This window comes from Rhizobium sp. BR 315 (assembly GCF_050577975.1).
GTDB lineage: Bacteria > Pseudomonadota > Alphaproteobacteria > Rhizobiales > Rhizobiaceae > Rhizobium > Rhizobium miluonense.
The window spans coordinates 39,297-65,788 of sequence record NZ_JARWKZ010000029.1 but is presented as its reverse complement, the minus strand read 5'-3'; the positions used below and the strand labels follow the sequence as shown (position 1 = coordinate 65,788).

The following is a 26,492-nucleotide window of genomic DNA, read 5'->3' as shown; positions in this document are numbered from 1 at the left end:
GAGAAAGAATTTCAAGCTTAAAATTTATCAATCGGCACTAGGCTGCCGACGATTGAGGCGTAACCTCTCTGAGAAGCCAATTCTGAAACAATGTCGCCGTTTCGTTCGTCTGCTTCTTTTCCGGCATGACGATATAATAGCTGTTCTCGGTCGGCATCGGCAGATCGAAAAGCGGCAGAAGCGTGCCTGCGCTCAGTTCCTCCTCGATCAGATAGGTGGGCAAAAGCGCAACGCCAAGCCCAGCTATGGCTGCGGCAATGATCATGGAGAACTGGTCGAAGCGCGCGCCGGGATAGGCATTCTCGCTTGGCAGGTCCTGCAGATCGAACCATTGAGCCCAGAGCTTCGGACGTGTCGTCAGATGAAGCAGCGGCGCTTCCGCCAACTCCTCCGGCGAGTGCATATCAAGCCGCCCGGCAAGCGCCCGGCTGGCGACGGGAAGAACGGTCTCGTTGCAAAGGAAGGTCGCGACAGCGCCGGCCCAAGCCGGTAAGCCGTAGTGAATGGCAAGATCGAAATTATCCTCATCGAAGCTGAAAGGCTTGGAGCGCGATTCCACCGTAACGGCGACATCCTGGTGTTCGTCGAGAAACCGGCCGAGACGCGGCACCAGCCAGCGCGTGCCGAAAGTCGGCAAGGTTGCAACCTTCAGCGACAGCTTCATCTGGCCGGCCGCAACGGCGCCGATCATCAGCCGCTCAGAACGCAGCAGCAGATCCTTGACCTCCGGCAGCAGCCGAAGGCCGGCTTCCGAAAGCACGACGCGCTGCCTCACGCGCTCGAAAAGCTTCAACCCGGTCTGCTGCTCCAGATCGCTGATCTGACGGCTGACGGCGCTTTGCGTCAGATTGAGTTCTTCGGCGGCGCGCGAAAAGTTCTGATGGCGCGCGGCACATTCGAACGCCTGAAGATTGACGATGTCGGGGATGAGGCGGCGACGCATAGTCATTCCATTTCAGCATCAAGTTAGAATTTTCTGTCACAAGACCTGCCGAAAATCTAGGTATATTCTGCGTTATAGGAATGATGTAGCCTTTCAGGAAGAGATTACCATGAAGTCCGATCACATCTCGACCAGCGATATACGCAGCGCCTTTTCGGCCGCTATGTCCGCCATGTATCGTGAAGAAGTACCCGCCTATGGCACGCTCATGGAGCTGGTTGGTCGCGTCAACGACGAAACGCTGGCTGCTCGGCCGGCCTTGAAAGAGCGCCTGCAGGCGACCGACTATCTCGATCGCATTTCCGAGGAACGGCATGGCGCGATCCGGCTCGGAACGGCGGCGGAGCTTGCAATGATGGCGCGCGTCTTCGCCGTCATGGGCATGTATCCCGTTGGCTATTACGATCTTTCGACGGCGGGCGTGCCGGTACACTCCACGGCATTCCGTCCGATCGGCGATGCCGAGTTGAAGCGCAATCCTTTCCGCGTCTTCACTTCGCTGCTGCGGCTAGACCTGATTGCCGATGAAGATCTGCGCGAGGCATCCGCACAGATTCTCTCGAAGCGCCAGATCTTCACCGAAGGCGCGATCGCCCTCACCGAAAAGGCCGAACGTAATGGCGGTCTCGGCAAGGAGGATGCTCAGCATTTCGTCAACGAAGTGCTTAAGACCTTCCGCTGGCACGATGAAGCAAACGTCGATGCCGCCATGTATCATCGTCTGCACGATGCTCATCGCCTGATCGCCGATGTCGTGTCGTTCAAGGGGCCGCACATCAACCATCTGACGCCGCGCACGCTCGACATCGACCAGGTTCAGTCGCTGATGCCCGAATACGGCATTGCGCCCAAGGCCGTCGTCGAGGGCCCGCCGACGCGCGCCTGCCCGATCCTGCTGCGCCAGACTTCGTTCAAGGCGCTCGAAGAGCCCGTCTCCTTCCGCAATGCCGACGGCGTCTGGGAAACCGCGTCGCATACCGCACGCTTCGGCGAAATCGAGCAGCGCGGCATCGCCCTGACGCCCAAGGGCCGTGCGCTCTATGACAAGCTGCTGGACAACTCGCGCAAGATCGTGCGGCCTGCGGCCGACGGATCGAACGCGCGCGATTATGAGGCCGCGCTTGCCCAGAGCTTTGCCGAGTTCCCCGATGACTGGTCGGCTATCCGCGCCGAGAGCCTCGGCTATTTCACCTATTCGCTGACGGCCAAGGGCAAGGCCGCAGCAACGACCCGCGGCGATATCGAAGCGCTGATCAATCAGGGGCTCGTTCAGTTCGACCCCATCGTCTACGAGGACTTCCTTCCCGTCAGCGCCGCAGGTATCTTCCAGTCCAACCTTGGTGACGGCGCCCAGCAGGAGTTTGTCGCAAGCCCGAACCAGAAGCGCTTCGAAACCGATCTGGGAATGAAGGTGCTGAACGAATTCGACCATTATGCCGGCATCGAGCAGGCATCGATCGACGCCTGCCTGCAGGCGCTGTCCAAACAAGACGCAGCCGAGTGATGCGACGCGGCCCGAGCGCCGCTCGCACCTTCGATCAAAGACAAGTGGAGTTTCAAAAGATGAACATCGCAGCAAAGAACATTTCCGTCGCAGCCGAAGCTGCCGCCATCCTCGAAAAGCTCGGCGTCGACAAAGCGCTCTACACACAAGGCGACATGCCGTCCTATTCTCCGGTTACCGGCGAGAAGATCGGCAACCTCAAGACCGTTTCGGCAGCTGAAGCGGCCGAGCGGATCGAGAAGGCGCATGCCGCATACCGCGCCTGGCGTCTCGTGCCCGCTCCCAAGCGCGGCGAACTGGTCCGTCTGCTCGGCGAAGAGCTGCGCGCTGCCAAGGACGATCTCGGCCGCCTCGTCTCGATCGAAGCCGGCAAGATCCGCTCCGAAGGCCTCGGCGAAGTCCAGGAAATGATCGATATCTGCGATTTCGCCGTCGGTCTCTCTCGCCAGCTCTACGGCCTGACGATCGCCACCGAACGTCCGGGCCACCGCATGATGGAAACCTGGCACCCGCTTGGCGTTGTCGGCATCATCTCTGCCTTCAACTTCCCGGTCGCCGTCTGGTCGTGGAATGCAGCGCTCGCGCTGATCTGCGGCGATTCCATCGTCTGGAAGCCCTCTGAAAAGACACCGCTGACGGCGCTGGCCTCGCAGGCAATTCTCGACCGTGCTCTTGCCCGCTTCGGCGATGCGCCGGAAGGTCTGTCGCAGCTGCTGATCGGCGACCGCGCCATCGGCGAAGTTCTGGTCGATCACCCCAAGGTGCCGCTCGTCTCGGCAACAGGCTCGACCCGCATGGGCCGCGATGTCGGACCGCGGCTCGCCAAGCGCTTCGCACGCGCCATCCTCGAACTCGGCGGCAACAATGCCGGCATCGTCTGCCCGTCCGCCGATCTCGACATGGCACTGCGCGCCATCGCTTTCGGCGCCATGGGCACAGCCGGCCAGCGTTGCACGACGCTGCGCCGCCTCTTCGTTCACAAGAGCGTCTACGATCAGCTCGTGCCGCGCCTGAAGAAGGCGTACCAGAGCGTCTCCGTCGGCGATCCCCTGCAATCTTCCGCGCTCGTTGGCCCGCTGATCGACAAGGCAGCATTCAACGGCATGCAGAAGGCGATTGCGGAAGCAAAGTCGCATGACGGCACGGTGACCGGCGGCGAGCGCGTCGATGTCGGCCATGCCGATGGCTTCTACGTCAAGCCGGCACTTGTGGAAATGCCGAAGCAGGCCGGCCCGGTCTTCGAAGAGACCTTCGCGCCCATCCTCTACGTCATACCCTATGACGACTTCGATGCAGTCCTTGAGGATCACAATGCGGTAGCCGCCGGCCTGTCCTCGTCGATCTTCACCCGCGACATGCAGGAATCCGAGCGCTTCCTCGCGGCAGATGGCTCCGACTGCGGTATCGCCAACGTCAACATCGGCACGTCGGGCGCTGAAATCGGCGGCGCATTCGGCGGCGAGAAAGAAACCGGTGGCGGCCGTGAATCCGGCTCGGACGCCTGGAGGGCGTACATGCGCCGGGCGACCAACACCGTCAACTATTCCAAGGCCCTGCCGCTGGCTCAGGGCGTTTCCTTCGACATCGAGTAAGCTCCATGACGATCGCCACCACCATCGAGGAAGCGGGTTTTAAGCCCGCTTCGCGCATCGCCTCCATCGGCGTGTCGACAATCCTGCAGATCGGCGCACGCGCCAACGCGATGAAGCGCGAAGGCCTGCCCGTCATCATCCTTGGCGCCGGCGAACCGGATTTCGATACGCCTGACAATGTCAAGGAAGCTGCGAAGGCCGCCATCGACCGCGGAGAGACGAAGTACACGGCTCTCGACGGCTCGCCCGAACTCAAGAAGGCGATCGCCGGCAAGTTCCTGCGCGAGAACGGCATCGACTACGCCGTCGACGAGATTACGGTCGCCGCCGGCGCAAAGCAGATCCTGTTCAATGCATTTATGGCGTCGATCAATCCGGGCGACGAGGTCATCATCCCTACGCCGTACTGGACTTCCTATTCCGATATCGTCGAGATCTGCGGCGGCGTGCCCGTGCTTATCCCGTGTGACGCCGCGGCCGGCTTCCGTCTCAAGGCGGACCAGCTTGAAAAGGCCATCACCCCGAAGACGCGCTGGCTGTTGCTCAACTCGCCGTCGAATCCATCGGGCGCGGCCTATTCGGAAGCAGATTATCTGCCGCTGATCGAGGTCTTGCTGCGTCATCCGCATGTCTGGCTGATGGTCGACGACATGTATGAGCACATCGTTTATGACGGCTTCCGTTTCACGACGCCCGTTGCAATCGAGCCGCGGCTCAGGAGCCGAGCACTGACCGTCAATGGCGTCTCCAAGGCCTATGCCATGACCGGCTGGCGCATCGGCTACGCCGGTGGCCCGAAGGCGCTGATCAAAGCCATGGCCGTCATCCAGAGCCAGGCAACCTCGTGCCCCTGCTCGGTTAGTCAGGCAGCCGCCATCGCAGCACTGAATGGCCCGCAGGATTTCCTCAAGGAACGCACTGCAAGCTTCCAGAAGCGTCGCGACCTCGTCGTCAGCCGACTCAACGCCATCGAAGGCCTGGATTGCCTCGTGCCGGAAGGCGCCTTCTACACGTTCTCGGGTTGCGCAGGCGTTCTCGGCACGACGACGCCATCCGGAAAGACCATCGCCACGGATGCGGATTTCTGTGCCTATTTGCTTGATGAAGCGCATGTCGCCGTCGTACCCGGCTCTGCCTTCGGATTGTCACCGTATTTCCGCATTTCCTATGCGACATCGGAAGCCGATCTCGTCGAAGCTCTCGATCGCATCGAAAGGGCCTGCGCAGCTCTCCGACGCTAGGGCAATTCCCGTCAAAGCGCAAAGCGGTTATGCGTCCGGAATTGCGCGAAAACAAAGAGATAGAGTATTTCCATAATTCTGTTTAGAAAACGGAATGCTCTAGTCATAGCGTAGAACGCCGGAAGCCTTCGTACCATGATACCACGCCTCGTTTCGGCGAAAGACAGTTTGCAACACCAGATCGGCGCCTTCGCGCGTCGGCTGGCTGCACTCGGCTTTTGCGGCGACGTGGAGATGGATGAAGGCGCCCGGACGGTCGCTTCAACCGACAACTCCATCTATCAGCTTAAGCCCGCCGCCATTCTTTATCCGCGCGGCGCCGACGACCTGAAGATCATTGCAGCAGCAATGTCGGAGCCCGCTTTCTCCGACATCACGATTGCACCCCGCGGCGGCGGCACAGGAACGAACGGACAATCGCTGACCTCAGGCGTCGTTGTCGACTGCTCCAGACATATGAACCGGATTGTGGAGATCGATCCAGTTCGAAAGATCGCCCGCGTCGAGGCTGGTGTCGTCAAGGATCAGCTGAACAAGGCGCTCAAGCCGTATGGGCTGTTCTTTGCGCCTGAGCTTTCCACTTCCAATCGCGCCACGATCGGCGGCATGATCTCCACGGATGCCTGCGGCCAGGGTTCGTGCCTGTACGGCAAAACGAGCAACCATGTTCTCGGCCTTCGCGTCGTGCTCTCGGACGGCAGCGACTGGTGGTCACGTCCGCTCAACGGCGCTGCACTGGAAGAGATCAAAGCACGGCCTGATCGGATTGGCGAGATCTACCGGGCCGTCGACCGGATCGCGAATGACAAGCGCGACCTCATCGAGGCCACCTTCCCGAAGCTCAATCGCTATATGACCGGATATGATCTCGCCCATATCAGGCGCGAGGATGGCCGCTTCGATCTCAACGCGATCCTCTGCGGCTCTGAAGGCACGCTTGCCATGATCGCCGAGGCCGAGCTCAATGTTCTGCCGCTCCCGGCGCAAGCCGCGCTCATCAACATCCGCTACGACGATTTCAATACGGCGCTCGAAGATGCCCGGCTGCTGGTGGCGATGAAGGTCGCCTCGGTCGAAACGGTCGACGAAAAGGTGCTAGGTCTCGCAAAGGCCGACATCGTTTGGACCGGCATTGCCCGCTTCTTTCCCGAGGATCCATCCGGCCCGGCCAACGGCATCAACATCGTCGAGGTGCTGGCCGACGACCATGCGGAATTGGAGCGCAAGCTCGCCGAGGTGACAACGGTTCTCGACGCCGGTGCGCCTGCCCGCCATAAGGGCTACACCATCGCCCGCGAACGGCCGGAGATCGAGGCGATCTGGTCGATGCGCAAGCGGGCTGTCGGCCTGCTCGGCAATGTGGAAGGGCCGGTGCGCCCCGTGCCGTTCGTCGAGGATACGGCCGTCCCGCCCGAGCATCTAGCAGCCTATATAAGTGAATTTCGGGCCCTTCTCGATGCCGAAGGCCTTGAGTACGGCATGTTCGGCCACGTCGATGCCGGCGTGCTGCATGTACGTCCGGCCCTCGACCTCACGCGCGGCGACCATCAACCACTCGTTCGCAAGATCAGCGACGGCGTCGTTGCTCTCACCCGCAAATATGGCGGCGTGCTCTGGGGAGAGCACGGAAAGGGCGTGCGCTCGGAATATGTACCCGACTACTTCGGCGACCTCTATCCGAGCCTGCAGGAGATTAAGCGCGCCTTCGATCCCGGCGACCGGCTCAACCCGGGCAAGATCGCCTCGGGCTCATCGCGGCCGCTCCTCAAGATCGACGAGGTGCCGCTGCGCGGCGATCTCGATCGCATCATCGGCAATGATATCCGCGCCGCCTTCGATAATGCTGCCTATTGCAACGGCAACGGCGCCTGTTTCGATTTCGACGCCGCGAGCCCAATGTGCCCGTCCTTCAAGGCGACAGGCGACAGGCGCTACTCGCCGAAGGGTCGCGCAGCGCTGATGCGCGAATGGCTACGCCTCCTTGCGGAGCGGCGTGTCGATCCCCGGCGTGAGGCCGAGGCGCAGCGTCGCGCCAACCGCTTTGCCAACCTTTTCCGACGAGTGATCAACTCACTCAATCCGGCGAACCGAGACGACTTCTCGCATGAGGTGCGGGCGGCGATGGACACCTGCCTCGCCTGCAAGGCCTGCGCGGGCCAATGTCCAGTCAAGGTCAGCGTTCCCGCCTTCCGGTCGAAGTTTCTGGAGCTCTATTACGGCCGCTATCTCAGGCCGTTGAAGGATCCGATCGTCGCCGCCATCGAAACGACGCTGCCACTGATGGCGCGCTTCAAGCCCGCCTACAATCTGTTGACCGGTTCCGGTGCCGGCCGGGCCCTGATGCGACTTGCCGGTCTCACCGCGCTTCCGGCCATGCCCGCGATTTCACTCGAACGGGAGGCGGATCGTCTTGGCGTGAGGATCGCCACTCCTGAACAGCTGGAGAAGCTCTCGGAGGAGGAACGCGCCCGCGCAGTCGTTATCGTCGCCGACGTCTTCTCCACTCATTTCGACCCGGCCGTCGTCATTGCCGCACTCAAGCTCATCCTGAAAATGGGCGTGAAACCCTGGCTCGCCACCTCGCAGCCGAACGGCAAGGCCCTGCATGTGCATGGCTATCTCGGCCGTTTCGAAAAGGAGGCGGCGAAATCGCGTGACTATCTCGACCGCATCTCGCAAATGGGCATTCCGCTCGTCGGCATCGATCCTTCGATGACGCTGACCTATCGCAGCGAATATGCCGCCCTGCCCTCTGCCCGGCTGCAGGCACCGGTGCTGCTGCTTCAGGAATGGCTCGCGGCCAATCTGGAACGCCTGCCACAACCGCGAACCTCCTTCCAGGAGCGCTTTACGCTGCTGCCCCATTGCACAGAGCGGACGAACGCGCCTGCTGCCCTCAAACAATGGTCTTTGCTGTTCCAGAAGTTGGGCATCAAACTCGATATTGCCGACGTCGGCTGCTGTGGCATGGCCGGCACCTTCGGCCACGAGGTGCGCAATCGGGCCATATCGGAAAAGCTCTACGCCATGAGCTGGCAGGCCAAGATCGCCGAGAAGAGCGACCAAAACGTGGTCATGGCGACAGGCTTTTCCTGTCGTTCGCAGGTTGCCAAAATGGATCGCCAAACCACCCCACATCCCATCGAGATCCTGAACGGCTTGATCGGCTGAAACGCCGCGCAATCTTTCAGATTCAGCCTTGCGCTTAGTTCCTGGTTTTACTCATATCACTATCGCAAGCGCTCGCTTCTGTGCGCCATGCTTTAGCAACCGCAAAACAAATGTGGCGCCCAATGGGCGCCACATGCAAATGATCATATGCAAGCGATGCTTAGCCTGCTTCTCTCATGCGGATCTTTTCGAGGCTATAAACCTGGCCGAAGCGATTGGCGAGGAAATCGGCAAGATCGATTTCTTCCTGGCAGACGAAGCCCTTGGCCGGAAGCTTGCCATTGGCAAGCAGGTCGAGCACGGTCGTGATGCCGGCAGCCGTGGTGATCTGGATGGCGCTCATCTTCTTGCCGGCAACGATGCCCGCATAGACCTTGTTGGCATAGGTTTCCTGCATGTAGCGACCATCGCGCCAGCCGCAGACCGTTACGAAGACAACGACGACGTCCTGCATGGTGGCGGGCAGTGCATTTTCGAACAGATCCTTCAGCACATCGCGGCGGTTCTTGAGGTTCAGGTCGTTGAGCAGCGCCTTGATGATCGCCTGATGGCCGGGATAGCGGATCGTGCGATAGTTCATCGTGCGGACACGGCCGGAGAGTGTCTTGGCGAGCGTGCCGAGGCCACCGGAGGTGTTGAAAGCCTCATAAGTAACGCCGTCGAGGGAGAACTCCTCGCGCTCTTCCATAGCCGGCACGGTGACGAGTTTGCCTTCAACGATGGCTTCGCACGGCTCGATATATTCGTTGATCAGGCCGTCCGTGCTCCAGGTCAGATTGTAGTTGAGCGCATTGGACGGATACTGCGGCAGCGCGCCGACGCGCATGCGAACGCTGTCGAGGCTGTCGAAACGCTTGGCGAGATCATTGGCAACGATGGAAATGAAGCCCGGTGCCAGACCGCACTGCGGAATGAATGCAGTCTTCGCGTTCTGAGCCAGTTCTTCCACCTTCTTCGTCGTCGCGACGTCTTCGGTGAGATCGAGGTAGTGAACGCCTGCTTCGAGCGCCGCTTCGGCGACAAGGCCGGTGAGATGGAAGGGAGCTGCCGACAGAACGGCGAACTTTCCGCTCAAAACATCCACCAGTGCCGCGCGGTCGGTAATATCGACAGCTGCGGTCGAAATCGCGGCGTGGCGGTCGATCTTGGCAAGCTGCTCGGGGCTGCGATCGGTGACGACGACCTTGTAATCGCCGGTTTCGGCAAGCATCAAAGCAATCGCGCCGCCGATTTTGCCTGCGCCAATGACCACTATGTCTTTCATATTATTCCCCTGCGTTTCATGAATAAGATTTTTATAAGTGTAGGCAGCGGCTGAACGATTCATAGCGACAAAAAACGCATTTCGTTGTATAAAATTGCGCAATATGACGATCATGTTTTGCAAAATGCAGGAACTATCATGCAGGTAACAGGCAAGGACCGCGAGCTGCTGGCGTTGCTGGGCCAGAATGCCCGCATGCCGGTGGCGACGCTGGCCAAAAAGCTCTCGCTATCACGAACGACGGTCCAGGCCCGGCTCGAGCGACTGGAACGGGAAGGCGTGATTGCGGGCTATGGCGTGCGGCTCTCGGAAGCCTATCTTTCCGGCCTTATCCGTGCGCATGTTCTGATCACTATTGCGCCGAAGGCGCTGTCTGCCGTGACGGCTTCGCTGGACGCGATCCATGCCGTGACGACGCTTCACTCCGTCAGCGGCTCCTTCGACCTGATCGCCATCGTCGCAGCGCCATCAATTTCCGAACTGGATCAGCTGATCGATGAAATCGGCAAGATCGACGGGGTCGAACGAACGTTGTCGTCCATTATCCTCTCGACGCGAATCGCCCGCTGAAAGCAATTTCGTTCAGGGCGGAATTGACCCTCCCTCGATGTCGAAAACGAGCAGGTCGCTGACCGCGGATGATCGGAATTGTGCGTCGCCAGCGCTTAATTTGTCACCGACGCGGCTCCTCACCCTCGAGCTGAGGTTTCGACCCAAAAATGGGCCGACACTGCGCGCAATATATATGGCTCCCGCCTATCGAAAGTCTTAGAAGAATTACGTCACAGCTTTTTCATAAGGGCATAATTCCATGACGAGATTTCGCTTCGCCTTGGCGGGGTCGGCAGTGTTCTTTTGCCTTACGGGCGTAGCAAATGCCGAAGACCTGGTCTTCACGCTCAAGAATGGCACCAAGTCCGTTCTCACCAACTTCTACACCTCACCGGTCGGCGTCAACAATTGGGAAGACGATGTCTTCGGCAAGCAAGTACTAAGCCCCGGCGAGAGTGTTGAAATCATGATCGGCGACGGCCGGGCCGTCTGCAAATACGACATGAAGTTCGAGTTCGAGCAGGGATCCAATCTCGACACGACGACCGACACCCAGAACCTGTGCGAGCTGGGCAACTACACCATCCACGAATAGGGCGGGCCGGAAGATGCAGACACCGCGGCGTAAGACGTCGTGGCGTCTCCTCTTCCTTACAGCGTCTCCTTCATCAACAACCTGCTGTATGGATCAAAGAGTATCATGCGACGAGCCCTTGGACTGATACTCGCAGCTTCCCTTGCAACCGCAGCACATGCCGATCCGCTGGCAGATCTCGCTGCGGCGCAAAAGGCCACGGTCGAGGCCTGGAGCAAGGTTCCCTTTTCGCAACAGAACGTGGTGTTCGTCTCCCAGACATCCGATGGCTATGGCGTCTACAAGGAGCGCGACTCGAAGGTTTTCAAGCCCGGCGAACCGATCATCACTTATGGCGAACCGATCGGTTATGGCTGGAAGCAGCTGCCCGGCAATCTCTATGAAATGCACCTGATTGCCGATCTCGACATTGTCGATGCCGGCGGCGAGGTCCTTTGGGGCAAGCAGGGCTATATGGATACACGCCTGCAGAGCCACAAGCAGAATATGGAGTTCAAGTTCGACATGACCTTGACCGTGGATGGTCTATCCGCCGGAAAATACAAGCTTCATTACACGCTGCATGACATGACCTCGGGCAAGACCTCGTCCTTCGATGAGGATTTCGAGATCGCCTCGGGCAGCTGAAATCGGCGACACCCTTTCGGCCGCCATGACAGCGGCCGGCAACCACGTCAGGCCCTGCACCCAAGGGGATTGACTTGAAACCATAGCTCACGGACGAATTGAGGCCCCCATGAAAAAGATAGTACTTCTCGCCGCTGCACTCGTGGCATTCCCGATGCTTGCAAATGCCAAGACGCTCGCCTTCCCGAGCGACGCGCCGGTTGCCAGCGTCACCGTTCCCGATAGCTGGAAGCCGAAGGAAACCGAATCCGGTATCGACGCGAACTCACCGGACTCGGCCATCTATTTTGCACTCGATGTTGCAAGCGGTGACAACGTCGAGAAAGTCGTCGGCGATGCCATCAGCTTTCTCGACAAGAACGGTGTCAAGGTCGATGACAGCACCCGCAAGGACGACGACAGCAACGAAGTCAACGGGATGAAGCTCTCGATCCTGAACTGGCAGGGCACCGACGAAAACGGGGCAGTCAACATCAATCTTGGCGTGCTTTCTCCGGCGCCGAACAAGATCCTCGTGCTAACCTATTGGGGCTCCAAGGAGGACCAGGACAAGCATAAGCAGGAAGTGCTCGACATCATCGGCTCCATCAAGCCCGCGAAATAACGACCTTCAGCCGGAGGCTGCGGTGCAGCGGCCTCCAAGGCTACAATATTCTAGGCCCGCTCAATTGCGGGCTCTTTTTGTTTGGAGGTAGGCTGGAGGCGCAGGCGAGATACCTTCACCGCGCTTGTATCCCCGGTCGAAATCATGCGATGAGATAGGCTTGAGCGAACCAAGCACTATGGAGTGGGCCTATGAAGAAGATCGGTTTCCTTTCATTCGGCCACTGGACACCCTCACCCCAATCGCAAACGCGCTCTGCCTCCGACACACTTCTGCAGTCAATCGATCTCGCAGTCGCCGCCGAAGAACTCGGCGCGGATGGCGCCTATTTTCGTGTGCATCACTTCGCGCGCCAGCTTGCTTCGCCATTTCCGCTGCTGGCGGCGGTCGGCGCCAAGACCAGCCGCATCGAAATCGGCACCGCCGTCATCGACATGCGCTACGAGAACCCGCTCTACATGGCGGAAGATGCCGGCTCGGCCGATCTGATCGCCAGAGGCCGCTTGCAGCTCGGCATCAGCCGCGGCTCTCCCGAACAGGTGATCGACGGCTGGCGGCATTTTGGTTACGAGCCGACCGAAGGCGAGAGCGACGCCGACATGGGCCGGCGGCATGCGGAGGTGCTGCTCGACATCCTGCGCGGCGAAGGTTTTGCCCAACCCAACCCCCGGCCGATGTTTCCCAATCCGCCCGGTTTGCTGCGTCTAGAACCGCATTCCGAGGGTCTGCGCGACCGAATCTGGTGGGGCGCAAGCTCCAACGCAACAGCCGCATGGGCGGCGAGGCTCGGCATGAACCTGCAGAGCTCGACGCTCAAGGACGACGAGACCGGCCTGCCGTTCCATGTCCAGCAAGCCGATCAGATCAGGGTCTTTCGCGAGGCATGGAAAGAGGCCGGCCACAAGCGTGAACCGCGTGTCTCGGTGAGCCGCAGTATCTTCGCGCTGGTCAACGATCTCGACCGCGCTTATTTCGGCAGCAGCGGCAAGGATGCCGACAAAGTCGGCTTCATCGATGAAAAGACGCGGGCCATCTTTGGCCGTAGCTATGCCGCCGAGCCGGATGTGCTGATCGAGGAATTGGCGAAGGACGAGGCCATCGCGGCAGCCGACACGCTGCTTTTGACGGTCCCCAACCAGCTCGGTGTCGAATACAACGCGCATGTGATCGAGGCCATCCTCACCCACGTCGCTCCCGCGCTCGGATGGCGCTGAGCAATCGAAGCGAAACAAGCTTGTCAGGCGATCATTGTAACTGCCCGCAAAATTTACATTTGCGGGCAGCGTCTGACCACGCTCTCGGTTTGGATGGGATCGACAACACGCCGCAACGACAATGGGAGCTGTTGCGCTTTATCCATCTGCCGACTCTAAGCTTCCCATGCCAAACGCTCCACGGCGAAATAAGTGGTGATGTGAATCAGCCTTCGGCAGATCGAGTCAAGCCGGACAACGATGCACCGAGCCGCCTAAGCGCCGACGGGTGCGCGGAAATGCGCAGGGTCGAGACGCRAAAACAACCGCCGATCTAATAAATTTTTAACCATGACTGTGCCCTAACTGCTTGTAATTTCTTCATTGGAGCAGATCATGGTGCGTGCATCGAAAATGAACGAGTTGGACGACCGGCTCGACTTCGTGGGACTGGGGCAAGATGCCCGGCAGGCCCTTACGGAGTTGCAACCGATTATCGAACTTGCCGTCAAAGGTTCTCTCGACGTCTTCTACGAGAAGATCGTCAAGCATCCGGCAATGTCGAAGTTCTTTTCGTCGCAGCAGCATGTGGCACATGCGAAATCCAAGCAGCAAGAGCATTGGAAGACGATCGCATCAGGCAAATATGGCCCGGACTATGTCGAAGCGGTCTCGGCCGTCGGCCGCACTCATGCGCGCCTCGGGCTTGAGCCGCGTTGGTACATCGGCGGCTATGCCGTGATCCTTGAGGGCATGGTGCGCGCAATCGTCGCACAGCAGCTCAAGGGCATGCTGCAGCGCAAGCATGAACAGGCACTGTCGCGTCGCCTGTCGGCTATCATCAAGGCAGCCCTCGTCGACATGGATTACGGCATCTCCGTCTATCTTCAGGTGCTGGCCGACGAACGAGACCGGGCGGAAAGCGAGCGGGCGGCAGCACAACAGGAACAGGAGCGCGCGCTCAACGCGCTCGGCGTCGCGCTGAACGGCTTGGCAAACGGCGATCTGACGGCTGATATCACAGAAGCGCTCTCCGCTGAGTTCGAAATTCTCAAGAGCAATTACAACGCATCGCTCGGCTCTCTCGGGACAGCAATGCAGCGCATCGAGGATTCGGTGACCCGCGTCCGCGACGAAGCCGGATCGATCTCTTCGGCCGCCGACAACATGGCGCGGCGTACGGAACAGCAAGCGTCCGCGCTGGAGGAAAGCGCGGCGGCCATCGAACAGATCACCACGATCTCCGAACAGACGGCCGAGCGGACGCGCGAAGTGCAGGCGATCGTCAAGGAATCGGCGTCCGAGGCCGAGCGCTCCCGGCAGGTCGTCCAGGAGGCCGTCTCGGCCATGGACGATATCGAAACCTCTTCGCGCAAGATGACCGATATCATCTCCGTCATCGACGACATCGCCTTCCAGACCAATCTTCTGGCATTGAATGCCGGCGTCGAGGCTGCCAGAGCGGGCGAACAGGGCAAGGGCTTTGCCGTCGTCGCCCAGGAAGTGCGTGAACTGGCCCAGCGTTCGGCCAGCGCCGCAAAGCAGATCAAGGACCTGATCGACCGGTCGTCGAATGACGTCCGCCGCGGCGTCGAGCTGGTCAATCGCACCGGCGAGGCACTGGCGCTCATCGGCGACCAGGTTGCCTCCATCGACAGAAATGTCGGCGCCATCGCCCGCTCGGCACAGGAACAGGCCGTCGGCATCAGCGAGATCAACTCCGCCGTCCGCAACATGGATCAGATGACTCAACAGAATGTGGCGCTGATGGAAGAGACGAACGCCTCGACCCGCCACCTTGCCGATATCAGCAACGAACTTGCCGGTCTGGTCGGCCGTTTCAAGACGGTGCGCTCGGGCGCACGGACCGGCGCCGTGAGGCTCAAGCTCGCCAGCTGAGGCGGCTGCTACGCACCAACGCCGGTCGTTTGAAGGCTAACCACACTTCAAGGGCTTCGGATCGAACGGCTCCAGACGCAAGTCTGGGGTCGTTTTCGGCTGCGTGCCCTATCCCGGCATTTCCTCGATTTCCGCAAGCAGCCACTGGCGAAACGCCTTCATCGATGCTGTTTCCGCCCGCGATTTCAGCCGCGTCAACCAGTAGCTTCCGGTCATAGCTGTGATCCGGAACGGCTGCATGATCCTTCCGGCTTCGATGTCATGCGAAAACATGGCAACGGGGACGAGCGCGACGCCAACGCCGCGTGCCGCGGCCTCGACCAGCGTCAGCGACGAATCGAACATCCAACCCCGGAGATGAGGAGGCGGCAAGCCCGCGGCCCTGAACCACAGCGACCATTCATCGATCCGGTAGGATCGCAACAGTTCAACATCGGCAAGATCGGCAGGCGTGCGCAATCGCTCGCCAATAGCAGGCGTGCAAACAGGCGACAGCGGCGCATCCATCAAATGGATCGCCTCGGTCCCATGCCAAGCGCCGTCGCCGAAACGCAGGAAGAAATCCAGCCCGTCGAGCACCATGTCGGCGCGGTTGTTGTTGGTCTTCAAGCGCAGGTCGACATGCGGATGCTGCGCCTTGAAGCTGCCGAGGCGCGGCAAGAGCCAGCCAATGGCGAAAGTGCCGACGACACCGACCGTGAGGATCTCGGCAAAATTCCCCTCCTCCAGCTGGCTGAGCGTGGCGCTCATGCGGCGAAACGCATCGGTCAGCACCGGCAGCAGCGCATGTCCCTCGTCGGTCAAAGCAAGGCCGCGAGGCAGGCGTTTGAAGAGCGTCACCCCCAGCACGTCCTCCAGCGCCTTGGCCTGATGGCTGACTGCGGTCTGAGTTACCCGAAGCTCCAACCCCGCCCGTGTGAAACTGCAATGTCGCGCCGAGGCCTCGAAGACGCGCAGGGCGTTCAGCGGAAGCTGTGAGATGTCCATTGTGTCCTAAGCCCAAGTTTTTCTCATGCCTAAGCCCAAAATTGATCGTTTGTCTAGGGCACGAAGCAGCGGCATAGTCCGCCTCGCAAGCTGATTTGCAAGGTCCCAATGACATCCGCGGGACCTGATATGCAGGCTTCTGCTCAGCATGAATCGAAATGGAAACAAGATGACGATCTTATTGTCACGCCGGCAAAGCCTTGCCGGCAGTTTGCTTGCGCTCCCTGTTTTGGCGGGGATAAGCGGGATTGGGCGCGCCTCGGACGATAATTCGGGTGAAGCGCAGCTTGCGGCACTCGAAAGCAAGCATCCAGGACGCATTTGCGTCAGCATTCTCGACATGGGAAGCGGCAAGCGCATCGAGCACCGCGCCGGCGAGCGCATCCTGATGTGCAGCACTTTCAAGGCGCTGGTGGCAGCTCTGGTGCTTTCACGCGTCGACAAGGGCGAGGAAAAGCTCGATCGGCGCATTCACTACACGAAAAGCGACCTCCTCGGTAACTCGCCAGCGACCGAAGCGAATGTGGGCGAGACAGGAATGACCGTCGCGGAACTCTGTGCGGCGGCCGTGACGCTCAGCGACAATGCGGCAGCGAACCTGTTGCTTGCCAGCTTTGGCGGCCCGAAGGAATTGACCGCCTTCTGTCGGAGCCTCGGCGACGAGATCACGCATCTCGACCGTATAGAGCCCGAATTGAACTACCACGACACGCCGGACGACCAGCGCGATACGACGACAGCCGCCGCCATGCTGGAGAACCTGCGGCGGCTCTTGTTTACCGATGTGCTTTCGCCGGCATCGCGATCGCAGCTGGCTGCATGGCTGATCATGACCAAGACGGGAGATGCCCGCCTGCGCGCCGGCCTTCCGAAAAACTGGCTGGTGGGCGACAAGACCGGAACAAGCGACGACAAGGTCGGCAATGCCAACGACATCGCAGTGCTGTGGCCTTCAAACCGCGCCCCCATCATCGTTACGGCCTATTGCGAGATACCTGGAATTGCCGCGGACGAACGCAATGCCGTCATCGCCGAGATCGGCCGCATTGCCGCCTCGATCTGAAACTCACGCATTCGACGACCGCATTCTCCTTTGAACATTACCAACAGCGCCATGCCTGCCAGGCCATGTCATACGGCAAGGCCTGTTATCACAATGAGGATATCATCTTGAACACGCATTTCATTCCACTGCGAAAGCTCGGTATCGTCGCCGGCTGCCTCGCCTATGGCGCTACTGCCAATGCTGCTGATGGCGGTGACCAGGGCCGCTTGGAGCGGGCGGTCGACGCAGCTATCCGCCCGCTCATGACAGAAAATGACGTCCCGGGACTTGCGGTTGCGATTAGCATCAAGGGCAAGCGCTACGTCTTCAACTACGGTGTTGCTTCGAAAGAAACCGGCCAAAAGATCATGAACGACACGATCTTCGAGGTCGGCTCCGTCAGCAAGACCTTCACGGCCGCGCTCGCCTCCTATGCTCAGGTCAGTGGAAAGCTGTCCTTCTCCGACAAGGCGACGAAATATATGCCTGAACTCGCGGGGGGCAGCTTCGACAAGATCAGTCTCCTCGATCTCGGCACCTACACCGCCGGCGGCCTGCCCTTGCAATTCCCGAAAGACGTGACCGATCAGGACAAGATGGTCGCCTACTATCGCAGCTGGCACCCCTCCTATGCTCCCGGCACCTATCGGCTCTACTCCAACGCCAGCATCGGCCTGTTCGGCTATCTGGCGGCGCGGGCCATGGGCCAGCCGTTCGATACGCTGATGCAGGACAAGATCCTCGCCGGTCTCGGGCTCAAGCACACCTATATTCACGTCCCGGCAGGCGAGATGCGCAATTATGCCTATGGCTATTCGAAGCAGGGCAAGCCGCTGCGGGTAGGCCCCGGCGTTTTCGACGCGCAGGCCTACGGCATCAAGACGACGGCCTCTGATATGCTCAGCGTCCTCGAAGCCAATATGGATAGTTCGGGGCTGACAGACGGCACCTTGCAGCGCGCGATCGCTGCAACCCATGTCGGCTACTACACCGTTGGGAACACGACCCAGGCCCTGGGCTGGGAGACCTACGCCTATCCGACGACGCTTGCCCGGCTGCTTGCCGGTAATTCGTCCGATATGGCGCTTGACCCGCATAAGATCGAGCCGCTGAACCCGCCACAACAGTCGAAAAAGGACGTCTTGCTCAACAAGACCGGTTCGACCAACGGCTTCGGCGCCTATGCGGTCTTCATTCCCGGGCGGCAGATCGGTATCGTGCTGCTGGCGAACAAGAACTACCCGAACGCAGAACGCATCAAGACCGCATACAAGATCCTGACGGTGATCGAGAGCCTTCCAGGCTCTGGCGGCGCGCAATAGCAGGCCAAATTCCGGCTCTTGCTTGATCCGCTAAGCGGCCGACCTTCGAGAAAATTCGAGGGCCGGCCGTCATTCTACCTGTTGGATTTCTATCGGCTGTTGGGCGCCTGGCGCAGGGCAGCATCGGCTTGGGAGGCTTCTGTCCCGTTGAGGAACTCCTGCAGGAGCCGGCTAATCCGCTCAGGCGGAGTACCCTTGGCATATTCTTCCTGCATCCGGCGTCTGACTAACATTTCCAAGACTGACATGTCTTTCACCTCATCATTCCGGCGCAAGACAAATGTCGCTCTCATTGGAACGCGGGGCAAGTTACAGTTTTTTCATGGTCTTGGCTGCCATGCCTGAAAATATCGCGCTCGCTTGGAGGCCGCAGGAAGATCTTAGCATCTAACTCAAGCGTGATCATCTTCCCGCTTGCAAATGCGGACACATTGTAGAATTGAAAGCGGCCGGTCGGTCGGTTGTTTGCACTTCGTTAACCTCCGTGCTTTAGCGGGCCACACCCCGGCCTTTGGATAAGGTCGCATGCAAGGAATGAATAATGCCCGTAAAGAAAAATTCTGCCTCCGATGTTTTCCAGCGCAAGATTTCTGATTTCTGTGATCTGAGGCTCGCGCCGCTGCTGCAACCCCGCAGCTTTGAAAATCTCAAGGGCTTCATGATCGGGCTCATCGTCTTCCAGTCGCGTCCCCCGCTGAGGGCCGGACGCGTGGATTTTCAGGAAATCGCAACGCTCTGCGGAATGGATGCTGAAATGAGCCCTGAGGTCAAACGGGCGGCCCAACCCGGCTTTGACGCGATTCTTCGCTGGCTGGGAGTGACCAAAGGCAAAAAGGCAACCATCTCCCCCGCCGTTTCCAAAAGCCCGCTGCGCGTCGTCGGCAAGACAGGCATAGCCGTGCGGCCGGAGCGCCGGGCAGCCGCCTCGTAAGAACCTCCTGCCACCTCCTTCTGCTCCAGCATCGATACCGCTATCTCAACGACCAGCCAGGAAAATGCCTACCGAAGTGTTCATGGTGCATTCAATCGTGCCGTTCCCACGACCGTCGGAGCCTCCTTTTTCTTCGCTGCCAGCAGCGGCGGCGTGAAATGGGGCTGGCGTCAGCCGTCATGATCATCGGCGCTCTGCCGCCAGCGCTCCTCGGCCTCGTGATGTACCTGCAGCTTTCCGGCCCGATGACCGCAGGAGCGGTCAAAGGCTAGCGTCCGCGGATCTCGCAATCCGACACATGGTCCGAACCGGGATGCGCAGAAGGGCGCAAACAATATTCAGCTCTCCGTAACGCCGCCCTACGAGGCGGCGTTACTCTCATCCGCGACCGGTTTCGGTTGCAGCTCGACTGCCGATCGTCGCCGAGGCATGTCACCGAAAATGCCGCCCGGACGCACCAGCAGGATAATGCAGAGCATGACGCCGATTGCCACGATTTGCAGGGAAGCGGCGCGCGCTTGTTGTTCGGGCGAAAAGAGGACACTCGTCAGCGCGCCGGACCCGGCCCAAATCGCCCAGACCAGAACACTACCGGCGATGGCGCCCTTGTTGCTGCCCGAGCCACCGACAATCAGCATGACCCAGATCTGGAAGGTCAGGATCGGGACATAATTGTCCGGCGCGATGAAGCCGATGAAATGTGCCTGGATGGCACCTGCAAGCCCCATGATCGCACCGCCGACGGCGAAGGCCTGAACACGATAGAAGCGGGCGCTCTTGCCGAGCGAGACGGCGGCGCGCTCATCCTCGCGCAAAGCCTTCAAGACGCGGCCCCAGGGACTTCGCGCCAGATGCTCCAGCGCGAGGTAGACGATCAGCAACACGACGACCACGACGCCGAGATTAGCGAAGTTGAAAAGCAACGGCGTCTCGGCAAGACTTGCGAAAGGACGCGGAATGAAACCGATGCCGAAGGGACCGCCGGTCAGCTTTTGCGCGTTCAGAGCGACAAGCTGAACGACGACGGCCACACCGAAGGTAGTGATCGCCAAATAATCGGATTTCAATCGAAGCGTCGCCACGCCGATAATGGCGGCGGCAAGACCGGCCACGACCATGGCACCCAGCCAGCCGACAAGGATCGGCAGATCGAATCCACCAAAGCGCCCTGTCGTATCAGGCGTCGTCAGCAAAGCCGACGTATAGGCTCCGATGGCGACGAAGCCGGCAAGACCGACATTGAAGAGGCCCGTCAGCCCCCATTGCAGGTTCAGACCCAAAGTTATGAAGGAGAAGACCAATGCCGTAGTCAGGAAGAAAGCGCCGTAGCCAATAATATCCATCATCGCTCTCTCACTCCGAAAAGGCCGATCGGCCGGATGAACAGCACCGCCATCAGGATTATGAAGGAGATGGCGGCGCGCCATTCCGCACCGACAAGCTGAACCGCAACCGCTTCGGCAAGGCCGATGATCAGGCCGCCGAGAACCGCGCCCGGCACGCTGCCGATACCGCCGAGAATGGCGGCGGCAAACATCGGCAGCAGCATGTCGAAGCCCATCAGCGGGCGGATCTGCACGAGAATTCCGATCATGACGCCGGCGACGCAGGCCAGCCCTCCGCCGATCAGCCAGGTGACGCGCACGACCTTGGCGACATCGATGCCGACGACGCGGGCAAGCGCCGGATTTTGACTCAGCGCCTGCATGGAACGGCCCGTCTGCGTCCTCGTCATCAGCATATGCACGCCGAAGACAAGCAGCGCCGTGACGATCAGAAGCGCGATCTGATCGGGCGTGATGCGAATGCCGAAACCAACGGGCATGGCGATCTGGATGGCGCGGCTGAAATAGGCCGGGCGCGACGTGAAGAGGAATTCGAGCAGGCTGCGCAGAGCCATGGAAGCGCCGAAGCTCGCCATGACGACGATGATCGACTGGCCCTTGGCTCTCAGCCTGGAAAACAGGACTTTATCGAGCGCAAGAGCAAGAACGCCGGTAAAACCCATTGCGGCGATAACCGCGACAATCAGCGGCCAGCCGAACGAAAGCGGACCGATCGGCGCAACCTTGCCGAAGATCGCCCCGATGGCGCTGACGACGGCAAGCGTCGCATAGGTGCCCCAAGCCATGAAATCGCCATGAGCGAAGTTCGAAAAGCGCAGGATCGAATAGGTCAGCGTCACGCCGATGGCGCCAAGTCCGATCATAGACCCCGTCAGCAACCCGTCGACGATGAATTGCAGGTTCATGCCGTACCTCCTGTTCTAGGGGTCGCAGGTCGCTGGCCGAGATAGAGCTCGGCGACGACAGGGTCGTTCCAGAGCTCGGAGGCCACGCCTTCATGCCTGTCCTTGCCTTCAACGAGCACATAGGCGCGGTCGCCGATGGCAAGCGCCGCTTTGGCATTCTGTTCGACAAGCAGAATGGTGACGCCAGATTTGCGAATATCAGTCAGCATCTCGAAGACCATTGAGACGAATTTCGGGGAAAGACCCGCCGAGGGTTCATCGAGGACAAGAAGCTTCGGGTGAACGATGAGGGCACGCGCAACGGCGAGCATCTGCCGCTGTCCGCCGGAAAGATTGCCCGCCGCAATGCGGCGATGACGGGCGAGATCCGGAAAGGTCGCATACATTTCCTCAATGCGAGCGGGAACCTCCTTCGGCTTCAGAATGCCGCCTGCCACCTTCAGATTGTCCTCGACGGACATCAGCGGGAAGACATTCTCCGTCTGCGGCACGAAGGCGAGGCCGAGCCGCACCATGTTGTGCGCCGGCGCGCGGGTGATATCCTTGCCGGCCAGCTCCACCTTGCCGCTTTCGACCGGAACGAGACCGGCAATCGCCTTGATGAAGCTCGATTTGCCGGCGCCGTTGGGGCCGAGGACGACGACGATCTCCTTTTCTGCCACGTCGATCGAGGCACCGCGCACGATCGGGACGCCGGGCTCGTAACCGGCGACGAGATTGCGAACGCTCAAGACCGGTTCGCTCATGCCGCGCCTCCAAGATAGGCTTCGATGACACGCGGATCGCGGGCAACCTCTTCCGGCGTACCCTCGCAGAGAATCTGGCCACTCGCCATAACAAGCACGCGGTGACAAAGACGCGTCACCATATCGATATTGTGCTCGATGAGCAGAAAGGTGACGCCGCGCTGATTGATATCGCGGATACGGTCGATGATCGTCTCGAGAAGCGTGGCGTTGACGCCGGCCGCCGGTTCGTCGAGCAGGATGAGGGCCGGGTCGGCCATCATGACGCGGGCAAGCTCAAGAAGCTTGCGCTGGCCGCCTGACAATATTCTTGCAGGCTCATGCGTCAGGTGCGTCAGATGGACAAGCTCGAGCAGTTCCATCGCCTTTGCTTGAGCGACCCTTTCTTCAGCAGCCACTCTCCACGGACGCAGGAAATTCGACAATAGCCGCTCGCCGGCCTGGTTCTGCGCCGCAAGCATCACATTGTCGAGGAGCGACAAGTTAGGGAAAGGCCGCGGGATCTGAAACGTCCGGCCGAGACCACGACCGATACGGCGATGCGCCGCCTCGCCCGCCACCGGCATGCCATTCAACGTGATTTCGCCGCTGCTGGGCGCAACGCTACCAGCCAGCAGATCGAACATCGTCGTCTTGCCGGCGCCATTGGGGCCAATGAGCCCGAGAATCTCGCCTCGCCGTACGTCGAACGAAACGTCGCCGACGGCGGTGATGCCGCCGAAACGGCGCACCACGTTCTTTGCGGTCAGAACCGGCCGGGCTTCCTCCCCATGCCGTTCAGTGGTCGTACTCATGAGATCCCTCTGGCCGGAAAGCGATCGTTGCCGCTTTCCTGATTATTTGATTTGTGATCACACTTGCATTGATCACGCTAATCAGCTTTAATCCACTCTGCAAGCCGAAAAAAGGGATTTCGAATGCAAAAGGCCACCGCCGAGAAGAGCGATCCGATTGCCGCACAGCTTGCGCCCGTGGGCCGCGAAACGGTTCAGGACCGGGTCTATTCCGAGCTGCGCCGCGCGCTGATCGGCGGCCTGTTCGAGCCCAGCCAAGTGCTGACGATCCGCGGCCTGGCTGATGCGCTAATGACCAGCACCATGCCGGTCCGCGAAGCACTCGGCCGGCTCATCACAGAGAAGGCACTGGAAGCGCTTCCCAACCGATCCGTTCGCGTGCCCCCGATCACGCTCGAGCGCATGGATGATCTATTGCGCGCTCGTATCCTCATTGAGGGCGAGGCGATCGCCCTCGCCGCAACCCGTATGAATTCGCGCCAGATCTCCATCATCGAGAGCATGCTCGGCGACTGGGATGAGATGCGCGCACTGAAGCACAAGAAGGACGTCGACCGCGAAGTCACGCTCAACCAGGCCTTTCATTTCGAGATCTACCGGGCCTGCGGCTCGGCCGTGCTGATCCCGATGATCGAAAGCCTGTGGCTGCAGTCCGGCCCCTGTATCCGTGTCGCCATCTACGCCTTCTCGGACGCGGGTGAGGTCGACACGGCCCATTATCACCGCACGATCGTCAAGGCGATCGCGGCACAAGATGCAAAGGAAGCGCGGGATGCACTGGTCGCAGACATCAGCCGGCCGTTTACCTTCCTGCGCAGCAAACTGGAAGCCGAAGCCAAGAGGGGTATGTCCGCATGAGCCAACGCGCCATCAAAATCTCCGAACCACGTTCTGGCCTCAGCGTCTTTGCGCCGCTACTGGATGCCAAGGCGCCCGACAATGTTGCCTTTCTCTGGACCTATCTGAGTGAACAACGCGTGGTCGGCGGCATTCACGCCATGTGGACCGGGCCGGAAATCTCCTGCCCTATACCGCCGGCACATCTGAAGGGCGCCTCCTATGCCGCAGCCCTGCCAGCCGAGAATGCGACGCTGACGCCGCAGCCCGGTGATATCGTGCTGAGCTATGTGCCGCCGCGCATGTGGGGCGGCAATCCCGACGCGATTTTCGATATCGGACTGTTCTATGGATCGGGCGCGCGCCTGCTGTTCCCGATCGGCTGGCTTGCCGGCAGCGTCGTTGCGCAAGTACGCGCAGAAGAACGCGAGCAATTCGCTGCAGCCTGCGGCGTCATCCGGCGCAACGGTGCCTGCGACGTCACATTCGAGCGCGCGGAGATCTGAGATGACTGCTGAAGCCGATGACAGTTTCGAGCTTTTCGACCTCAGGGTCGAGGCCGTCATTCCAGAGGGCAAGCCGATCTACTGCGGCGCCAAAGCCGGCGACTATTTTGAACTCAAGGGCGAAATGCTGTCCCTGCCATCAGGCCAGGGCTTTTCGATTTACTCCATTTCAGCCGTCCTGCCGCTGCTTGCGGCCAAGCAACGCCCAACCCACAAGAACGACTGGATGACCTCAGACGCGGAAATCGCCTGCCCCGACCCGAACTGCGCAAGCAGACTGCGGATCGTCAGAACGGGGAAGCGGCGATTCAGCCATGCCGAAACGACGGCCGTGCCGTTGCCTGAAGGAGAATGAACCGCATGACCGCCAAGACTTTTGAGCTCAGCCCTGGATACAAGATTTCACGCGTCATCCGCGGTGGCTGGCAGCTTGCCGGAGGACACGGCACCATCGATAGCGCCCAGGCCGTGACCGACCTGATCGCCGCCTTCGACGTTGGCATTCGGACCTATGATTGCGCTGACATCTATACGGGCGTCGAGGAGTTGATCGGCGAAGCGCGCGAACGGCTTCGCAACAAGCGCGGCGCCGAAGCTGCAAGCGCGATGAAGGTGCATACGAAGCTCGTGCCTGATCTGGAGAAGCTCGCAACGATCAGCCGCGACTATATTCGCGGCATCGTCGACAAGTCGCTGCGCAAACTGAAGACCGAGCAACTCGATCTGGTCCAGTTTCACTGGTGGGATTATTCCCTGACGGGCTATCTCGAGGCCCTGAGCTGGCTCGATGAAATGCGCCGCGAAGGCAAGGTGCGCAATGTCGGCACGACGAATTTCGACACGCCGCATATTGCTGAGATCCTCACCGCTGGCATCCCTCTGGTCAGTCAGCAGCTGCAGTATTCGGTTCTAGACCAACGCCCAACGCATGGGCTCGCGCAACTGGCAGCCAAAAACGACGTCAAATTCCTCTGCTACGGCTCGGTGGCCGGCGGTTTCCTGAGCGACAAATGGCTGGGGCAGCCTGAACCGGACATGCCACTCGAAAACCGCTCTCTGGTCAAATACAAGCTGATCATCGATGACTTCGGCGGCTGGGACTTGTTCCAATCGCTGCTCGGCGTGTTGAAGGCCATCGGCGATCGCCATGGCGTCGATATCGCCACGATCGCCAGCGCCTGGGTGCTGGAACAGCCGCAGGTCGCCGCCGTCATCGTCGGCGCCCGCAATCAGGCGCATGCGCTCGCTAATGCCAAGATCATGGATATTGCATTCTCGGATGAAGACCGCCAGCAGATCGCCGGCATCATCAGTCAAGGTCCGGGTCTGCAGGGCGACGTCTATACGCTGGAGCGCGACCGCATCGGCAGACACGGTTCGATCATGCACTACAACCTCAATGCGGGGAAGGTATGAGCCAGGAATCGCCCCTCTTTCGGAAGGCCAGCGCCGAGGTCATTGATTTCCATCGCTTCTTCGAAGCCTGGTACGACGCGGCAACCGCCGACGACACCGATTTCAGCCGCTGCGAGCGCGCCTTCGGTCAAGCTTTTCACATGATCCCGCCGACCGGCCGCATCTTCGGCCGCGCTGAAACCATCGAGCTGATCCGGGCAAACCGGGCGAGCTTTCATGGCGATTTCACCATCGAGATTTCGGATATCCGCGTGAGCTTCGAAACCGAGGACGTTATTGTCCTGGCCTATGTCGAAGCCCAGTCCCGCGCCGGCACATATAGCCGTCGTCAGGCGAGCGCGCTTTTCACCGCAAGTTCATCGGCGCCCAACGGCGTCGAATGGCAGCACCTGCATGAAACCTGGCTGCAGATGCCGGAGACCCGACAGGTTCCTAAAAACCAGAAATGAAAATCGTTGACCGAACAAGGGGA

General features: G+C 60.2%; 25 protein-coding genes and 1 pseudogene. 19 read left to right on the top strand and 7 right to left on the bottom strand.

The annotated features are described in order from the left end of the window. Window positions 1–37 precede the first annotated feature (37 nt). Window positions 38–949 (bottom strand): LysR family transcriptional regulator, encoded by a 912-nt coding sequence (locus QD409_RS23435; protein ID WP_092844339.1) that lies wholly within the window; start codon window positions 947–949, stop codon window positions 38–40. A 103-nt stretch (window positions 950–1,052) separates the two neighbouring features. On the opposite strand from QD409_RS23435, the gene hglS reads away from it, so the two are divergent. From hglS to ydiJ, 4 genes are all read left to right on the top strand, one after another. Next, window positions 1,053–2,447 carry a 2-oxoadipate dioxygenase/decarboxylase HglS gene (hglS, locus tag QD409_RS23430; protein WP_430763794.1) on the top strand — a complete coding sequence of 465 codons (1,395 nt, stop codon included), beginning with the start codon at window positions 1,053–1,055 and terminating at the stop codon, window positions 2,445–2,447. Window positions 2,448–2,506: 59 nt separating this feature from the next. Continuing rightward, window positions 2,507–4,039 carry an L-piperidine-6-carboxylate dehydrogenase gene (gene amaB / locus QD409_RS23425; RefSeq protein WP_430763793.1) on the top strand — a complete coding sequence of 511 codons (1,533 nt, stop codon included), beginning with the start codon at window positions 2,507–2,509 and terminating at the stop codon, window positions 4,037–4,039. 5 nt (window positions 4,040–4,044) lie between these two features. Further along, window positions 4,045–5,280 (top strand): pyridoxal phosphate-dependent aminotransferase, encoded by a 1,236-nt coding sequence (locus QD409_RS23420; RefSeq protein ID WP_430763792.1) that lies wholly within the window; start codon window positions 4,045–4,047, stop codon window positions 5,278–5,280. A 135-nt stretch (window positions 5,281–5,415) separates the two neighbouring features. Further along, window positions 5,416–8,451, top strand: coding sequence for a D-2-hydroxyglutarate dehydrogenase YdiJ (ydiJ, locus tag QD409_RS23415; RefSeq protein WP_430763791.1), 3,036 nt, complete (start codon window positions 5,416–5,418; stop codon window positions 8,449–8,451). Between the two features lie 160 nt (window positions 8,452–8,611). On the opposite strand, the gene QD409_RS23410 is transcribed toward ydiJ, so the two are convergent. Continuing rightward, entirely contained in the window at window positions 8,612–9,715 is a 1,104-nt protein-coding gene (locus QD409_RS23410; protein ID WP_092844349.1) for a saccharopine dehydrogenase family protein, read from the bottom strand. 138 nt (window positions 9,716–9,853) lie between these two features. Between QD409_RS23410 and QD409_RS23405 the strand changes: the two genes are divergently transcribed. The 6 genes from QD409_RS23405 to QD409_RS23380 all read left to right on the top strand — a co-directional run bounded on the left by QD409_RS23405 (window position 9,854) and on the right by QD409_RS23380 (window position 15,185). After that, window positions 9,854–10,285 carry an Lrp/AsnC family transcriptional regulator gene (locus QD409_RS23405; RefSeq protein WP_092844351.1) on the top strand — a complete coding sequence of 144 codons (432 nt, stop codon included), beginning with the start codon at window positions 9,854–9,856 and terminating at the stop codon, window positions 10,283–10,285. Between the two features lie 241 nt (window positions 10,286–10,526). Then, on the top strand, window positions 10,527–10,862 hold the full coding sequence (locus QD409_RS23400; protein WP_430763790.1) for a hypothetical protein: 336 nt from the start codon (window positions 10,527–10,529) through the stop codon (window positions 10,860–10,862). 105 nt (window positions 10,863–10,967) lie between these two features. After that, on the top strand, window positions 10,968–11,489 hold the full coding sequence (locus QD409_RS23395) for a hypothetical protein (protein ID WP_208858606.1): 522 nt from the start codon (window positions 10,968–10,970) through the stop codon (window positions 11,487–11,489). Window positions 11,490–11,598: 109 nt separating this feature from the next. Further along, entirely contained in the window at window positions 11,599–12,093 is a 495-nt protein-coding gene (locus tag QD409_RS23390) for a histidine kinase (RefSeq protein WP_092844353.1), read from the top strand. Between the two features lie 191 nt (window positions 12,094–12,284). Further along, entirely contained in the window at window positions 12,285–13,307 is a 1,023-nt protein-coding gene (locus QD409_RS23385) for an LLM class flavin-dependent oxidoreductase (RefSeq protein WP_092844354.1), read from the top strand. 375 nt (window positions 13,308–13,682) lie between these two features. Further along, a complete protein-coding gene (locus QD409_RS23380; RefSeq protein ID WP_092844356.1) occupies window positions 13,683–15,185 on the top strand; it encodes a globin-coupled sensor protein in 1,503 nt (500 codons plus the stop codon). A gap of 108 nt (window positions 15,186–15,293) precedes the next feature. Here the strand turns inward: QD409_RS23380 and QD409_RS23375 are convergent, their stop codons facing one another. Then, complete coding sequence (locus QD409_RS23375) at window positions 15,294–16,172, bottom strand: LysR family transcriptional regulator (protein WP_092844358.1); 879 nt, start codon at window positions 16,170–16,172, stop codon at window positions 15,294–15,296. Between the two features lie 169 nt (window positions 16,173–16,341). Between QD409_RS23375 and bla the strand changes: the two genes are divergently transcribed. The 4 genes and pseudogenes from bla to QD409_RS23355 form a co-directional block, all read left to right on the top strand. Next, a complete protein-coding gene (gene bla / locus QD409_RS23370; RefSeq protein ID WP_092844360.1) occupies window positions 16,342–17,235 on the top strand; it encodes a class A beta-lactamase in 894 nt (297 codons plus the stop codon). A gap of 122 nt (window positions 17,236–17,357) precedes the next feature. Next, a complete protein-coding gene (gene ampC, locus QD409_RS23365; protein WP_430763798.1) occupies window positions 17,358–18,539 on the top strand; it encodes a class C beta-lactamase in 1,182 nt (393 codons plus the stop codon). A gap of 541 nt (window positions 18,540–19,080) precedes the next feature. Beyond that, on the top strand, window positions 19,081–19,470 hold the full coding sequence (locus QD409_RS23360) for a hypothetical protein (protein ID WP_092844364.1): 390 nt from the start codon (window positions 19,081–19,083) through the stop codon (window positions 19,468–19,470). Window positions 19,471–19,563: 93 nt separating this feature from the next. Beyond that, window positions 19,564–19,742, top strand: a pseudogene (locus tag QD409_RS23355) (carbohydrate ABC transporter permease); the annotation flags it as partial. 87 nt (window positions 19,743–19,829) lie between these two features. Here QD409_RS23355 and QD409_RS23350 read toward each other — a convergent pair. The 4 genes from QD409_RS23350 to QD409_RS23335 are packed head-to-tail and all read right to left on the bottom strand — an operon-like array spanning window position 19,830 to window position 23,261. After that, a complete protein-coding gene (locus QD409_RS23350; protein WP_167667896.1) occupies window positions 19,830–20,816 on the bottom strand; it encodes a branched-chain amino acid ABC transporter permease in 987 nt (328 codons plus the stop codon). After that, a complete protein-coding gene (locus tag QD409_RS23345; protein WP_092844366.1) occupies window positions 20,813–21,721 on the bottom strand; it encodes a branched-chain amino acid ABC transporter permease in 909 nt (302 codons plus the stop codon). The genes QD409_RS23350 and QD409_RS23345 overlap by 4 nt, the downstream gene beginning before the upstream one ends. Further along, entirely contained in the window at window positions 21,718–22,467 is a 750-nt protein-coding gene (locus tag QD409_RS23340; protein WP_092844368.1) for an ABC transporter ATP-binding protein, read from the bottom strand. Before QD409_RS23340 ends, QD409_RS23345 begins: the two co-directional genes overlap by 4 nt. Further along, window positions 22,464–23,261 (bottom strand): ABC transporter ATP-binding protein, encoded by a 798-nt coding sequence (locus QD409_RS23335; RefSeq protein WP_092844370.1) that lies wholly within the window; start codon window positions 23,259–23,261, stop codon window positions 22,464–22,466. Before QD409_RS23335 ends, QD409_RS23340 begins: the two co-directional genes overlap by 4 nt. 123 nt (window positions 23,262–23,384) lie before the next feature. Between QD409_RS23335 and QD409_RS23330 the strand changes: the two genes are divergently transcribed. From QD409_RS23330 to QD409_RS23310, 5 genes are read left to right on the top strand one after another with little or no spacing between them, the layout of a single operon-like run. Beyond that, on the top strand, window positions 23,385–24,119 hold the full coding sequence (locus QD409_RS23330) for a GntR family transcriptional regulator (protein ID WP_092844372.1): 735 nt from the start codon (window positions 23,385–23,387) through the stop codon (window positions 24,117–24,119). Next, window positions 24,116–24,604 carry a DUF3830 family protein gene (locus QD409_RS23325; RefSeq protein WP_092844374.1) on the top strand — a complete coding sequence of 163 codons (489 nt, stop codon included), beginning with the start codon at window positions 24,116–24,118 and terminating at the stop codon, window positions 24,602–24,604. The genes QD409_RS23330 and QD409_RS23325 overlap by 4 nt, the downstream gene beginning before the upstream one ends. 1 nt (window position 24,605) lies before the next feature. Continuing rightward, window positions 24,606–24,959, top strand: a complete 354-nt coding sequence (locus QD409_RS23320; protein ID WP_092844376.1) for a TIGR04076 family protein — start codon at window positions 24,606–24,608, stop codon at window positions 24,957–24,959. Between the two features lie 5 nt (window positions 24,960–24,964). Further along, window positions 24,965–26,020 (top strand): aldo/keto reductase, encoded by a 1,056-nt coding sequence (locus QD409_RS23315; protein WP_430763789.1) that lies wholly within the window; start codon window positions 24,965–24,967, stop codon window positions 26,018–26,020. After that, a complete protein-coding gene (locus tag QD409_RS23310) occupies window positions 26,017–26,469 on the top strand; it encodes a DUF4440 domain-containing protein (protein ID WP_092844378.1) in 453 nt (150 codons plus the stop codon). Before QD409_RS23315 ends, QD409_RS23310 begins: the two co-directional genes overlap by 4 nt. Window positions 26,470–26,492 lie beyond the last annotated feature (23 nt).

Coding starts and splice junctions, on each gene's coding strand:
- QD409_RS23330 (WP_092844372.1), top strand. CDS start 23,385: ATGCAAAAGGCCACCGCCGAGAAGAGCGATCCGATTGCCGCACAGCTT.
- QD409_RS23435 (WP_092844339.1), bottom strand. CDS start 949: ATGACTATGCGTCGCCGCCTCATCCCCGACATCGTCAATCTTCAGGCG.
- QD409_RS23375 (WP_092844358.1), bottom strand. CDS start 16,172: ATGGACATCTCACAGCTTCCGCTGAACGCCCTGCGCGTCTTCGAGGCC.
- QD409_RS23390 (WP_092844353.1), top strand. CDS start 11,599: ATGAAAAAGATAGTACTTCTCGCCGCTGCACTCGTGGCATTCCCGATG.
- QD409_RS23315 (WP_430763789.1), top strand. CDS start 24,965: ATGACCGCCAAGACTTTTGAGCTCAGCCCTGGATACAAGATTTCACGC.
- hglS (WP_430763794.1), top strand. CDS start 1,053: ATGAAGTCCGATCACATCTCGACCAGCGATATACGCAGCGCCTTTTCG.
- ydiJ (WP_430763791.1), top strand. CDS start 5,416: ATGATACCACGCCTCGTTTCGGCGAAAGACAGTTTGCAACACCAGATC.
- QD409_RS23410 (WP_092844349.1), bottom strand. CDS start 9,715: ATGAAAGACATAGTGGTCATTGGCGCAGGCAAAATCGGCGGCGCGATT.
- QD409_RS23380 (WP_092844356.1), top strand. CDS start 13,683: ATGGTGCGTGCATCGAAAATGAACGAGTTGGACGACCGGCTCGACTTC.
- QD409_RS23345 (WP_092844366.1), bottom strand. CDS start 21,721: ATGAACCTGCAATTCATCGTCGACGGGTTGCTGACGGGGTCTATGATC.
- QD409_RS23420 (WP_430763792.1), top strand. CDS start 4,045: ATGACGATCGCCACCACCATCGAGGAAGCGGGTTTTAAGCCCGCTTCG.
- QD409_RS23405 (WP_092844351.1), top strand. CDS start 9,854: ATGCAGGTAACAGGCAAGGACCGCGAGCTGCTGGCGTTGCTGGGCCAG.
- QD409_RS23320 (WP_092844376.1), top strand. CDS start 24,606: ATGACTGCTGAAGCCGATGACAGTTTCGAGCTTTTCGACCTCAGGGTC.
- QD409_RS23400 (WP_430763790.1), top strand. CDS start 10,527: ATGACGAGATTTCGCTTCGCCTTGGCGGGGTCGGCAGTGTTCTTTTGC.
- QD409_RS23325 (WP_092844374.1), top strand. CDS start 24,116: ATGAGCCAACGCGCCATCAAAATCTCCGAACCACGTTCTGGCCTCAGC.
- QD409_RS23350 (WP_167667896.1), bottom strand. CDS start 20,816: ATGATGGATATTATTGGCTACGGCGCTTTCTTCCTGACTACGGCATTG.
- QD409_RS23360 (WP_092844364.1), top strand. CDS start 19,081: ATGCCCGTAAAGAAAAATTCTGCCTCCGATGTTTTCCAGCGCAAGATT.
- bla (WP_092844360.1), top strand. CDS start 16,342: ATGACGATCTTATTGTCACGCCGGCAAAGCCTTGCCGGCAGTTTGCTT.
- QD409_RS23385 (WP_092844354.1), top strand. CDS start 12,285: ATGAAGAAGATCGGTTTCCTTTCATTCGGCCACTGGACACCCTCACCC.
- QD409_RS23335 (WP_092844370.1), bottom strand. CDS start 23,261: ATGAGTACGACCACTGAACGGCATGGGGAGGAAGCCCGGCCGGTTCTG.
- QD409_RS23340 (WP_092844368.1), bottom strand. CDS start 22,467: ATGAGCGAACCGGTCTTGAGCGTTCGCAATCTCGTCGCCGGTTACGAG.
- amaB (WP_430763793.1), top strand. CDS start 2,507: ATGAACATCGCAGCAAAGAACATTTCCGTCGCAGCCGAAGCTGCCGCC.
- QD409_RS23395 (WP_208858606.1), top strand. CDS start 10,968: ATGCGACGAGCCCTTGGACTGATACTCGCAGCTTCCCTTGCAACCGCA.
- QD409_RS23310 (WP_092844378.1), top strand. CDS start 26,017: ATGAGCCAGGAATCGCCCCTCTTTCGGAAGGCCAGCGCCGAGGTCATT.